The sequence below is a fragment of the Pseudomonas sp. O230 genome (assembly GCF_045447035.1).
In the GTDB taxonomy this organism is placed as follows: domain Bacteria; phylum Pseudomonadota; class Gammaproteobacteria; order Pseudomonadales; family Pseudomonadaceae; genus Aquipseudomonas.
Genome location: NZ_JBJGXN010000008.1, coordinates 34,638 through 46,294, shown reverse-complemented (window position 1 = coordinate 46,294; position 11,657 = coordinate 34,638). Strand labels below are relative to the sequence as shown.

The 11,657-nt window shown below is 60.7% G+C and carries 11 protein-coding genes; all 11 read left to right on the top strand.

Annotation, left to right across the window (positions count from 1 at the left end; translation table 11 throughout):
- Positions 1-260 precede the first annotated feature (260 nt).
- The 11 genes from waaF to ACI77H_RS18135 all read left to right on the top strand — a co-directional run bounded on the left by waaF (position 261) and on the right by ACI77H_RS18135 (position 11,652).
- Entirely contained in the window at positions 261-1,295 is a 1,035-nt protein-coding gene (gene waaF / locus ACI77H_RS18185) for a lipopolysaccharide heptosyltransferase II (protein WP_407013127.1), read from the top strand.
- A gap of 1 nt (position 1,296) precedes the next feature.
- Positions 1,297-2,358: a lipopolysaccharide heptosyltransferase I gene (gene waaC, locus ACI77H_RS18180; protein ID WP_407013126.1), complete on the top strand. Its 1,062-nt coding sequence runs from the start codon at positions 1,297-1,299 to the stop codon at positions 2,356-2,358.
- The gene (locus tag ACI77H_RS18175) at positions 2,358-3,479 is read left to right on the top strand and encodes a glycosyltransferase family 4 protein (protein ID WP_407013125.1); all 1,122 of its coding nucleotides are present in this window, start codon (positions 2,358-2,360) and stop codon (positions 3,477-3,479) included. Before waaC ends, ACI77H_RS18175 begins: the two co-directional genes overlap by 1 nt.
- Positions 3,479-4,285 carry a lipopolysaccharide core heptose(I) kinase RfaP gene (gene rfaP / locus ACI77H_RS18170; protein WP_407013124.1) on the top strand — a complete coding sequence of 269 codons (807 nt, stop codon included), beginning with the start codon at positions 3,479-3,481 and terminating at the stop codon, positions 4,283-4,285. Before ACI77H_RS18175 ends, rfaP begins: the two co-directional genes overlap by 1 nt.
- Positions 4,285-5,019 (top strand): lipopolysaccharide kinase InaA family protein, encoded by a 735-nt coding sequence (locus ACI77H_RS18165; protein WP_407013123.1) that lies wholly within the window; start codon positions 4,285-4,287, stop codon positions 5,017-5,019. The genes rfaP and ACI77H_RS18165 overlap by 1 nt, the downstream gene beginning before the upstream one ends.
- Positions 5,016-5,768 (top strand): lipopolysaccharide kinase InaA family protein, encoded by a 753-nt coding sequence (locus ACI77H_RS18160; RefSeq protein ID WP_407013122.1) that lies wholly within the window; start codon positions 5,016-5,018, stop codon positions 5,766-5,768. Before ACI77H_RS18165 ends, ACI77H_RS18160 begins: the two co-directional genes overlap by 4 nt.
- Entirely contained in the window at positions 5,768-7,219 is a 1,452-nt protein-coding gene (locus ACI77H_RS18155) for a lipopolysaccharide kinase InaA family protein (RefSeq protein ID WP_407013121.1), read from the top strand. The genes ACI77H_RS18160 and ACI77H_RS18155 overlap by 1 nt, the downstream gene beginning before the upstream one ends.
- Before the next feature lie 155 nt (positions 7,220-7,374).
- Positions 7,375-7,710 (top strand): YceK/YidQ family lipoprotein, encoded by a 336-nt coding sequence (locus tag ACI77H_RS18150; RefSeq protein WP_407013119.1) that lies wholly within the window; start codon positions 7,375-7,377, stop codon positions 7,708-7,710.
- Positions 7,711-7,884: 174 nt separating this feature from the next.
- Positions 7,885-9,642, top strand: coding sequence for a carbamoyltransferase (locus ACI77H_RS18145; RefSeq protein WP_008146248.1), 1,758 nt, complete (start codon positions 7,885-7,887; stop codon positions 9,640-9,642).
- On the top strand, positions 9,626-10,756 hold the full coding sequence (locus ACI77H_RS18140) for a glycosyltransferase (RefSeq protein WP_407013118.1): 1,131 nt from the start codon (positions 9,626-9,628) through the stop codon (positions 10,754-10,756). The genes ACI77H_RS18145 and ACI77H_RS18140 overlap by 17 nt, the downstream gene beginning before the upstream one ends.
- The gene (locus ACI77H_RS18135; protein ID WP_407013116.1) at positions 10,756-11,652 is read left to right on the top strand and encodes an antimicrobial resistance protein Mig-14; all 897 of its coding nucleotides are present in this window, start codon (positions 10,756-10,758) and stop codon (positions 11,650-11,652) included. Before ACI77H_RS18140 ends, ACI77H_RS18135 begins: the two co-directional genes overlap by 1 nt.
- Positions 11,653-11,657: the final 5 nt, after the last annotated feature.

Below are 11,657 nucleotides of genomic sequence, written 5' to 3'. Positions count from 1 at the left end.
TCGCGAAGGCGGAGTGTCAGTCACCATTGATGTCGGATGTGATGGCCTCTTCGCGAGCAAGCCCGCTCCCGCAGTAGATCTGCATTGTTTCGCAGATCGATGTACACCAAATCCCAATGTGGGCGCGAGCCTGCTAGCGATAGCGGAGTGACAGTCGACAGCAATGTTGAAGGTGATGACCCATCGCAAGCAGCCTTGCTCCCGCAGTGATTCTCGAGGCGGGGAGGCGTATGCCTCCCCGGTTCGTTTTTGGAAACCACATGAAAATTCTGATCGTTGGGCCCAGTTGGGTCGGTGACATGGTGATGGCGCAGACACTGTTTCAGTGTCTCAAGCAGCGCCACCCGCAATGCGAAATCGACGTGCTGGCCCCCGAGTGGAGCCGGCCGATTCTTGAGCGCATGCCCGAAGTTCGTCAGGCCTTGAGCTTTCCGCTCGGTCACGGCGCTTTGGAGCTGGCGACGCGTCGGCGCATCGGCAAATCCCTGGCCGGTCAGTACGACCAGGCGATCCTGTTGCCCAATTCCCTGAAGTCGGCGCTGGTGCCGTTCTTCGCCGGCATCCCGAAACGCACCGGCTGGCGTGGCGAATTTCGCTACGGTCTGCTCAATGACGTGCGCACGCTGGACAAAGAACGTTACCCGCTGATGATCGAGCGCTTCATGGCGTTGGCGTACGAGCCCGGCCTTGAACTGCCGAAGCCGTATCCGCGCCCGACTTTGCAGATCGATCCGGTCACCCGCGAAGCGGCGTTGGCCAAATTCGGTCTGAGCCTCGATCGTCCGGTGTTGGCGCTGTGCCCTGGTGCCGAGTTTGGCGAGTCCAAGCGCTGGCCGTCCGAGCATTACGCCAAGGTCGCCGAAGCGAAGATTCGCGAAGGCTGGCAAGTTTGGTTGTTCGGTTCGAAAAACGATCACGCGGTGGGCGAAGACATTCGTGCGCGGCTGATTCCCGGTCTGCGTGAAGAATCGGTGAACCTCAGTGGCGGCACGTCCTTGGCCGAGGCCATCGATCTGTTGTCCTGCGCGGACTCGGTGGTGTCCAACGACTCCGGTCTGATGCACGTCGCCGCGGCGCTGAATCGCCCGTTGGTCGCCGTGTACGGCTCGACATCGCCGGGCTTCACACCGCCGCTGGCCGAGCACGTCGAGATCGTGCGCCTGGGCATCGAATGCAGCCCGTGCTTCGATCGCACGTGCCGCTTTGGTCATTACAACTGCCTGCGCCAGCTCATGCCGCAAGCGGTGAACGAAGCCTTGCAGCGGTTGCAGGGCACTGTGGTCGAGGTCAAATAGTTTGCGGGTTCTGCTGATCAAGACTTCTTCGCTGGGCGACGTGATTCATGCGTTGCCGGCGCTGACCGACGCGTCCCGGGCGATTCCCGGCATCACGTTCGACTGGGTGGTGGAAGAAGGCTTCGCCGAAATCCCGACCTGGCACCCGGCCGTGGGCAAAGTGATTCCGGTGGCGATCCGCCGCTGGCGCAAAAACATCTGGCAAACCATCAAGAGTGGTGAGTGGAAGCGCTTTAAGCAAAGCGTTCGCGCCACGAAATATGATCTGGTGATTGACGCGCAGGGCCTGTTGAAAAGCGCTTTGCTGACCCGCTATGTCAAGGCGCCGGTGGCGGGCCTCGATAAAGGTTCGGCGCGGGAGCCGATCGCTGCGCGTTTCTATGATCGGCGCCTGGCGGTCGCCCGTGGCCAGCATGCGGTGGAGCGAGTGCGTCAGCTGTTCGCCATCGCCCTGGGTTACGACTTGCCAAAAGGTCTGGGCGATTACGGCTTGAACGTCGAGCGGCTGGTGGAATTGCCGCGCAAGAACCCTTACGTGCTGTTCCTGCACGGCACCACCTGGGACACCAAACACTGGCCCGAAGCCTATTGGCGCGAGCTGGCCGAGCGCGTCGGCTATCTGGGTGTCGGCGTGAAGCTGGCGTGGGGCAATCCAGCGGAGAAAGCCCGGGCCGAGCGCATCGCCAAGGACATGCGCCATGTCGAAGTGCTGCCCAAGCTGAACCTGGCGGGCGTCGGCAAAGTGCTGGCCGGCGCGCAAGCCTGCGTCGCGGTGGACACCGGCCTCGGCCACCTCGCGGCCGCACTCGATGTGCCAACGCTGTCGCTGTTCGGCCCGACCAACCCGGGCCTGACCGGTGCCTACGGCAAGGCGCAGATCCACATCGCCAGCGATTTCCCCTGCGCTCCGTGCCTGCAAAAGAAATGCACCTATCAACCGACGGCCGACGACGCCCGCCGGTTTGACCTGAAACGCGAGTGGCCGTTGTGCTTCACGCGTCTGAATCCCGAGCGTGTCGCGACCCGACTGAGCACGTTGTTACTGGCTGAGGAGCTGCGCTGATGCAATTGGCATTCGTCTTGTACAAGTACTTTCCGTTCGGCGGCTTGCAGCGCGATTTCATGCGCATTGCCCTGGAATGTCAGCAGCGTGGTCATCAGATTCGTGTCTATACGCTGATCTGGGAAGGCGATATTCCACCGGGTTTTGAAGTGTTGGTGGCGCCAGTCAAGGCGTTCTTCAACCATCGGCGCAACGAGAAACTCAGCGAGTGGATGGAGGCTGATCTGGCCAAGCGTCCGGTGGACCGTCTGATCGGTTTCAACAAGATGCCGGGCCTGGACGTTTACTACGCCGCCGACGGCTGTTTCGAAGACAAGGCGCAGAACCTGCGCAACTCGCTGTACCGGCGTTGGGGCCGCTACCGGCACTTCGCCGAGTACGAGCGCGCGGTGTTCGCCAGGGACGCCAAGACTGAAGTGCTGATGATTTCCGAAGTCCAGCAGCCGCTGTTCATCAAGCATTACGACACGCCGCTGGAACGCTTCCATTTGCTGCCGCCAGGCATCTCTCAGGACCGGCGCGCGCCACCGAACGCGGCTGAAATTCGTGCCGAGTTCCGTGGTGAATTCAACCTGAAGGATGACGAGTTGCTGCTGGTACAGATCGGCTCCGGGTTCAAGACCAAAGGCGTGGATCGCAGCCTCAAATCGCTGGCCGCGTTGCCCGCTGATCTGAAGAAGCGCACCCGGCTGTTTGTAATTGGCCAGGACGACCCCAAATTGTTCCAGGTGCAGAGCGCCACCTTGGGGCTCGGCGACAACGTGACGTTCCTCAAGGGCCGCAGCGATATCCCGCGTTTCCTGCTCGGTGCCGATTTATTGATCCACCCGGCGTACAACGAAAACACCGGGACCGTGTTGCTCGAAGCGTTGGTGGCCGGGTTGCCGGTGCTGGTCAGCGCGGTGTGCGGTTACGCCCATTACATCGCCGAGGCCGACGCCGGTCTGGTGCTGGACGAACCCTTCGATCAGGCGCAACTGACGCAATACCTGACCGGCATGTTGAACGACGCTCAAGCACGGGCGGCCTGGAGCCGCAACGGTCTGGCTTTTGCCGAGACGGCCGACCTCTACAGCATGCCGCAACACGCGGCCGATGTGATTCTGGCGGAGCACGCTTAATGAAGTTGATGCTGGCTGAACCGTTCAAGAGCCTTTGGGCCGGACGCGACCCGTTCGCCGAAGTCGAAGGCCTGCAGGGCGAGGTTTACCGAGAGCTGGAAGCGCGCCGGACCCTGCGCACTGAAGTGAACGGCAATGGTTTTTTCGTGAAGATCCACCGTGGCATTGGCTGGGGCGAGATTTTCAAAAACCTGCTGACCGCCAAACTGCCGGTGCTCGGTGCGGGCCAGGAGTGGAAGGCCATTCAGCGCCTGCAGGAAGTCGGTGTGCCGACCATGACCGCCGTCGCATACGGTGAAAAGGGCAGCAACCCGGCGGATCAGCATTCGTTCATCGTTACCGAAGAACTGGCGCCGACCGTCAGCCTCGAAGACTTCAGTATCGACTGGGTCAAGCAACCGCCAGAGCCCAAACTCAAGCACGCGCTGATCGCCGAAGTGGCGCGCATGACCGGCATGATGCACCGTGCCGGGGTCAATCACCGCGACTGCTACATCTGTCACTTCCTGCTGCACACCGACAAACCGGTGATTGCCGACGACTTCAAACTCTCGGTGATCGACCTGCACCGCGCCCAGACCCGCCCGGCAATCACCCAACGCTGGCGCAACAAGGATCTGGCGGCGCTGTACTTCTCGGCCCTCGACATCGGCTTGACCCGGCGCGACAAATTGCGTTTCCTCAAAGGCTACTTCCAGCAACCGCTGCGCCAGATTCTGGCGGAAGAAGCGGGGCTGCTCGCATGGCTGGAAGGCAAGGCCAACAAACTCTACGACCGTAAACAGCGATACGGGGATGCGCTCTAATGTCGGGTTGGAAACTGGAATCTGCCTACGGCGATCTGGCCGAAGATTTCGGCAGTCTCGAGGCGGTGTTTGCCTTGCAGGGTGAGCGATTGACTCGCGACCTGTTGTCCGAAGTCATCCGCGTCAATCGCAACGGCGTCAACTATTACGTCAAGCGCTACACCGGCGCGGGCAAGGGCTTGCGCCGCTACCTCGGCAAGCCGCGAGTGAAAATGGAATGGCAGAATCTCAAACGCTTCGCCAAGTGGGGCATTCCCACCGCTGAAGTGGTGGCCTGGGGGCTGGAGCGGCGCGGTGCGGCGTACGATCGCGGGGCGATGATTACCCGTGAACTGCCGCATACCGAAGACCTGTCCGTCCTGGCTGAGCGGCATGATCCGAAACTGGCGGACCGTGCCTGGGTCGATCATGTCAGTCAGCAATTGGCCGATTACACCCGGATCATGCACGACCACCGCTTCACCCATAACGATTTGAAGTGGCGCAACCTGTTGATCGACGATCAGGCGCGGCTGTTCCTGATCGATTGCCCCAACGGCGATTTCTGGCGCGGTTTCTGGCTCAAGTACCGCATCACCAAGGATCTGGCGTGCCTGGACAAGGTCGCCAAGTATCAGTTGTCGGCCACTCAGCGCCTGCGCTTTTACCTGCAATACCGCCAACGGACACGACTCAATGCCGCTGACAAGAAGCGGATCCGGCACGTGGTTAGATTTTTCGAGGGACGCGAATGACTGATTTTCTGGCCGCTGAAGACCGTGCGCTACTGGAGCGTCACGGCCTCGGCACCTTCGATGCACTTTGGGCCAGGCAACTCGATGCCGTGGATGAGCCCAACACCGTGCGCGGTGGCTGGAGCAGCGTGTTTCGGCTGGACCTTGAAGGGCACGGCTTCTATCTCAAGCGGCAAAGCAACTACCAGATGCGCACGTTGCATGCGCCGTTTGGCGAGCCCAGTTTTGCTCGGGAATTTCGCAACATCAGTCGTTATGAAAAGCTCGGCATTCCGGCCCTGAAAGCGGTGTTCTTCGGTCAACGCAGGGTCGAGGGCGAAGTCCGGGCGATTCTGCTGACCCGTGCGCTGGACGGTTGGGATGACCTGGACTCGCTGTTGCGGCGCTGGTCGGAGTTAAGTGGGGCGCAGCATTCGGCGATTTTGCAGGCGTGTGGCAAATTGGCTCGACGCCTGCACGCTGCGCGTCAGGTTCATGGCTGCTTCTACCCGAAACACATTTTTCTCCAGGCCACCGGTGACGGTTACCAGGCTCAGTTGATCGACCTGGAAAAAACCCGACCGTTGCTGTTGGGTCAACGTGACCGGGTCAAGGATCTGGAGCCGCTGACACGGCGGGCACCTGAGTGGGGCGATGCGCAGCTGCGTGAGTTGCTGGCCGCCTACCTGGGTCAATCGCTGGACAGTGCGCTGATCGACGGCTGGCTGACGCGACTGACCGCCCGGCGCAGCCATAAGGAGGCGCGCTGATGCGTTTGTCCGAACTGAAAAACGTTGGCCGCAGTCCGGCTCTGCCGCTGAGTGTTTCTCTGGCCGATGCTGCCGGGCCGGCCGAGTTGCAGTTGCTGAGTCTGCTGCGGGTGTTGCCGGGCCAGCGCTATGTCGGCGCCGGTGTCTGGCGCGGCCGTCCGGTGCTGGCCAAGTTGTTGGTCGGCAACAAGGCTGCCCGGCATTTCCAGCGTGAACTGGACGGTGTGCGTTTGCTCGCCGCTCAAGGTCTGACCACGCCGCAGTTGCTGGCCGACGGCTTAAAGGATGGCGAAGGTGGCTGGTTGCTGTTCGATTTCCTTGAAGGCGCCGAAAGCCTGGGGGATACCTGGAAACAGGTCGAGCACTTGCCGATGCTGGCGGACCAGCAATCGGCGGTATTGGCCGATGCGCTGGGCGCGATTGGTCAAATGCACCGCAAAGGCCTGTGGCAGGAAGACCTGCACCTGGACAACCTGCTGCGTCAGCGTGGTCGGCTGTACCTGATCGACGGCGCCGGGATCTGTAGCGAAACTCCGGGCCAGCCACTGTCGCGGCAGAAAATCCTGGAAAACCTCGGGGTGTTTTTCGCCCAGTTGCCCAAGTCGCTGGAGCCGTTCACTGAAGAACTGCTGGTGTATTACCTGCTGAGCAATGGCGAACATGCCTTGCCCATGGAAGCGTTGCAGAAGCAGATCGACAAGGTTCGCAGCTGGCGCCTCAAAGACTTCCTGATCAAGGTCGGTCGCGAATGCACGCTGTTCAGTGTGCAGCGCGGGGCCTTCGGACTGCGGGCGATTCGCCGCGAGGAAGAAGCGGCGATGCTGCCAGTGCTGGAACAGGCCGATGCGTTGCTCGATCAGGGTCACCTGTACAAGACCGGCGGCGCGGCGAGTGTCGGAAAAGTCGTGGTTGACGGTCGGACGCTGGTAATCAAACGCTACAACATCAAAGGCTTTGCGCACTGGCTCAAACGCTTCTGGCGTCCGAGTCGTGCCTGGCACTCATGGCGCGAAGGCAATCGGCTGGCGTTCCTCGGTTTTGCTACGCCGAAACCGCTGGCGTTGCTGGAAAAGCGTTTTCTCTGGTTGCGCAGCCGGGCGTATCTGGTGACCGAGCATTTGCCTGGGCCGGACATCATCGAGCGGTTTGCACCGTACGTTGACAGCGGTGAAGCGCCCGAGTCAGAGCTGGTGGCACTGGATCAGTTGTTTGCAGAGCTGATTCGCGAGCGGATCAGTCACGGCGACTTCAAGGGCCACAACCTGTTCTGGCACCAGGATCGCTGGGCGCTGATCGACCTTGATTCGATGTGCCAGCATGGCTCGTCCAGCAGCTTCGCCCCAGCGTATACGCGGGATCGGGCGCGGTTCATGCGTAACTGGCCGGAGAGCAGCGCGCTGTATCAGGTCATTGATCAGCGGCTTCCCCAAGACATCTCCAGCGCTGTCTGAACCCTGCCGGGCGGCGTTTCGAAGAGGGGTCAGAACAGGCCCCGAGATTTAGGGACAATTTTTGATGAATTGTCCTACGTAATCTCCAGACCCCGTGACCTGTGGCCTGATTAACCGCGGTGTTAGCTTGCTCTGACATTCTCGGAGGGCAGGCATTGACTATAAAAAAAGCAATTTTCGCAGGCGCAATCTCATGTGCCCTCGCTGGCTGTGGCACCGTTGTCACGGTCCTGCAAAATGATGAAGACGCGGCGCGTGACTTGCGCAAACAAAAAACCTACTGCCAGTCCATCCCGCGTATCTACAGTGGCCTGGCTTACGATTTCTGTGTGTTGAATGCGCCGCCGGACCCCACGGGCTTTCTGGTGCCGCTGGTCTTGCTGGACCTGGCGTTGTCCGGTGCGCTGGACACCGTGGCCTTGCCGTACACGATTTACCGGCAGGGGGTCGATGGTAATCTCAGGATCTACTGGCGGCCGAGTCGCGGATGATCCTGGCCGTGCGTCCTGGTCTCGGGCCATGTTTACGCGGCTAATAACCGTAGGGTCATTCCCGGCATGTTTAAGCTATAATCCCGCCCTTTAGCTGTCTCTCGCCCCTTGCGAGGGCACATTAATTTTTGAGGCGCGTTGCGCCTGCATGCAGACTAAAGAGGCTAGACCCCTGTGGCATTGACGATTCTTGGCCTGTCCGGCGCCCTTAGCCATGATCCTTCCGCAGCCTTGTACATCGACGGCAAGCTGGTCGCGGCGGCTGAAGAAGAGCGCTTTGTGCGCGATAAACATGCAAAGAACCGCATGCCTTACGAATCGGCGAAGTTCTGCCTCGAGCAGGCGGGCATCAAGCCGTCCGACGTTGACGTGGTTGCGATTCCCTTCGCGCCGATCAGCCTGTTCGGCAAGGCACGCTGGCACTACGCCAAGCGTTACTGGTATGCACCGGACCGCGCCCTCGATGCGATCCTGATGGGCAACCGTCGCTACAAGCGTTATCGCAACAAGATCGTCTGGTGCCTCGAGCAACTGGGCTTCGATCCGAAGAAAATCAAGATCGAGCCCGTCGAGCATCACCTGGCCCACGCCTCCAGCGCTTACCACTGCTCTGGTTTCAAAGAGAAAACCGCGATCCTCGGCATCGACGGCAAGGGTGAGTACGCCACGACCTTCTTCGGTTACGGCGAAAACGGCAAGATCCACAAGATCAAGGAATTCTTCGATCCGGACTCTCTTGGCGGCCTGTACGGCGCGATCACCGAGTTCCTCGGTTTCGAGATGCTCGACGGCGAGTTCAAGGTCATGGGCATGGCGCCGTACGGCGATGCCAGCAAATACGACTTCTCGCGTCTGGCCTCGTTCGAGAACGGCGAGCTGGTGATCAACACCGACTACGCCAACGTCATCGGCCTGCGTCGTTATAAAGAGAAGGGCAAAGGTTTCTACTTCTCGCCGAAGCTGATCGAGTGGCTGGGTCCGAAGCGCGAAGGCGACATCGCCGACGAGCCGTACATCCACTACGCCGCGAGCATGCAAGCGCTGTTCGAGAAGATCTCGCTGCAGATGATCGACCACTACCTGGGCGATGTGCTCAAGGAAACCGGCAAGCTGGCCTTCGCCGGCGGCTGCGCGTTGAACGTCAAGCTCAACCAGAAAATCATCGCCCGTGACGACGTCAAGGAGCTGTTCGTACAACCGGCATCCGGCGATGCCGGCACCGCGGTTGGCGCGGCAGCTTATGTGTCCCATGCCCGTGGCGTGCCGGTCGAGAAGATGGAACACGTCTACCTCGGCCCGTCGTACACCAACGAAGATGTGCTGGCCGCGTGCGCCCGTCACCCGAGCAAGCCGGTATGGCGCAAGCTCGAGAACATGCCGGAAAACATCGCCAAAATCATGGTCGACGGTAACCCGGTCGCGTGGTTCCAGGGGCGTATGGAATTCGGTCCGCGTGCCTTGGGCGGTCGTTCGATCATCGGTTGCCCGAGCGCGACCGGCGTGGCTGACCGCATCAACCACCAGATCAAGTTCCGCGAGCGCTGGAGGCCTTTCTGCCCGTCGATGCTCGACACCGTCGCACCGCAGATGATCAAGATCGATCACCCCGCGCCGTTCATGACCTTCACCTTCGAAGTGGCTGAAGAGTGGAAGACCCGCGTGCCGGAAGTCGTCCACGAAGACGGCACGTCCCGGGCCCAGGTGCTCAAGCGCGAGTACAACCCGCGCTACTACGACATGATGAAGGCGCTGGAAGTGCTGACCGGCAACGGCGTGTCACTGAACACCTCGCTCAACCGCCGTGGCGAACCGATGATCTGCTCGCCGACGGATGCCCTGAACATGTTCTTCGGCTCCGACCTGCAGTATCTGATCATGGAGGACATTCTGGTGGTCAAAGAGGGCGCGGACGCATATGACACGCTCGGCTGAACGCCATGTGCTGCAGTTTTGTCACGGCTATGACGGGCCGTTTCTGGACTGCGCCCGGCAGTACGCCAGCCTGTTCGCCGGGACCGGTTATCGAGTGACCACGGTGTTTCTGACCGGAGTTGCAGACAGCGCGGTTGCCGCGGGCTGTGCTTCCGATGAAGTGCTGTTCATGGAATACAGCTCCAAGGCCATTCGTGGCCTGAAGCTGGGTGCCATCGGCGATCTGCGCAAGATCGCCGCTTCGCGCAACTTCAGCTTCTGCATCGCTCATCGTTTCAAGCCGATCTACATCACCTTGTTGGGCACTTCGTTGCCGGTGATCGGCGTGCATCACGCGTTTGACGATTACAAGCGTTGCACACGCAAACTCTTCGCCCGTATTTTCCGCAAGCGCCTGAGCCTGCTCGGGGTTTCCGACGCCGTGCGCGACGACATGCGCAGTTGCTTGCCGAAATGGCCGGCCGCGCGGATTCAGACACTCTATAACCGCATCGATGTGCAAGCCTTGCAAGACAGCCAGGTGTCCGTTCGTGAAGCCCGGGAAACCCTGGGGTTATCGATGGATGCCTGGGTGGTCGGCAATGTGGGGCGCCTGCATCCGGACAAGGATCAGGCCACGTTGCTGAAGGGTTTTGCCACCGCTCTGCCGGGTTTGCCGGCTAACAGCCAACTGGTCATTATGGGCACCGGTCGGCTGGAACAAGACCTCAAGGCCCAGGCCCGCGAACTGGGCATTGGCGATCGCGTACTGTTCCTCGGGCAGGTGCCCGAGGCTCGGCGTTATTTCCGTGCCTTCGATGTGTTTGCCCTGAGTTCCGATCACGAACCGTTCGGCATGGTGCTGTTGGAGGCCATGGCCGCCGGCGTGCCGTTGCTGGCCACGGCGTGTGGCGGGGCGAAGGAAGTGGTGGAAGGCGTTGGCATTCTGTTCCCGTTGGGCGATGCCGAACACCTGGCTCAAGGACTGCACCATCTGGCCGCGATGGATCAGCAGCAACGTCACCAGTGCGTAGAGCTGATGCTCGACCGCTTGCGTGAACGCTTCTCCGACCATGCTGTACGCGATGCTTTCTGGCGTTTGCCACACGTTACCGAACTGGCGCCGAGGGGCTGATGCTCAACCGACTACAAGGCTGGCGCGAGCGTGGCTGGGCGGTGGTAGATGCCTCGACATACGCCGAGGCCTGGCACCGTTATGGCGGCAGTGTCGCGACGCATCCGATGGTTATCGAGCGACTGGCTGAGTTGGCCGGCATCCCCGTGCGCTATCTGGCCTGGGCGCAAAACGGTGACGTCCAGGCCGCAATCCCGACCTGGGGGCGCGACCTTGCCCTGTCCAAGGATGTGCTCAAGCGCAACGGTAAAAAAGGCCTGTTCGATCTCGGCAATGCCGAGCTCATCCTGCCGGCAGCTGCTGATACGCAAGCGCCTCTGCGCCATCGCGCTCGTTATCTGTCAGCACTGAATGAAGGCCGGTTCGCGGGTATCCGCTTGCAGACTGAACAACTGGCCATGGCTCGTACTCCGGAAGAGCTGTCAAAGAAGTTTCGCTACAACCAGCGCCGCGAGTTGCGCTTGCTGGAGGAGGCGGGTGGCGTGGTGCGGCCGGTCAGCGAGTTTTCCAGCCGCGAATTGGCTTCGATTTACTGCGATCTGTTCCATCGGCGCTGGGGTTTTGCGGCCACCGGCGCCGAGCGCATGGGTGAAGTGATCGAGTTGTTGCGTGATTTGTTGATCGGTTCGGTGATTTTCCTCAACGATGCGCCGATCGCGATTCAACTGGTTTACCGCGTCGAAGCGCCACAATGGATCAGTGTCGAGTACATCAACGGTGGCGTGGATCCGCAAACCCGCGAATTCAGCCCTGGCAGCGTGCTGAGCTTTCTCAACACGCAAAGTGCCTGGGAGCATGCGCGAGCGTTGGACAAGCCCCTGCGCTTCTCCTTCGGTCGCGCCGATCGTGAATACAAGGATCGCTGGTGCAATCCTGTGCCAGTCTTCACCGTATGAGCCAA

What these genes read in the sequence shown, in the direction of transcription:
- ACI77H_RS18165 (WP_407013123.1), top strand. Translation starts at nt 4,285, where the DNA reads ATGTCGGGTTGGAAACTGGAATCTGCCTACGGCGATCTGGCCGAAGAT.
- ACI77H_RS18140 (WP_407013118.1), top strand. Translation starts at nt 9,626, where the DNA reads ATGACACGCTCGGCTGAACGCCATGTGCTGCAGTTTTGTCACGGCTAT.
- waaF (WP_407013127.1), top strand. Translation starts at nt 261, where the DNA reads ATGAAAATTCTGATCGTTGGGCCCAGTTGGGTCGGTGACATGGTGATG.
- rfaP (WP_407013124.1), top strand. Translation starts at nt 3,479, where the DNA reads ATGAAGTTGATGCTGGCTGAACCGTTCAAGAGCCTTTGGGCCGGACGC.
- ACI77H_RS18155 (WP_407013121.1), top strand. Translation starts at nt 5,768, where the DNA reads ATGCGTTTGTCCGAACTGAAAAACGTTGGCCGCAGTCCGGCTCTGCCG.
- ACI77H_RS18175 (WP_407013125.1), top strand. Translation starts at nt 2,358, where the DNA reads ATGCAATTGGCATTCGTCTTGTACAAGTACTTTCCGTTCGGCGGCTTG.
- ACI77H_RS18160 (WP_407013122.1), top strand. Translation starts at nt 5,016, where the DNA reads ATGACTGATTTTCTGGCCGCTGAAGACCGTGCGCTACTGGAGCGTCAC.
- ACI77H_RS18135 (WP_407013116.1), top strand. Translation starts at nt 10,756, where the DNA reads ATGCTCAACCGACTACAAGGCTGGCGCGAGCGTGGCTGGGCGGTGGTA.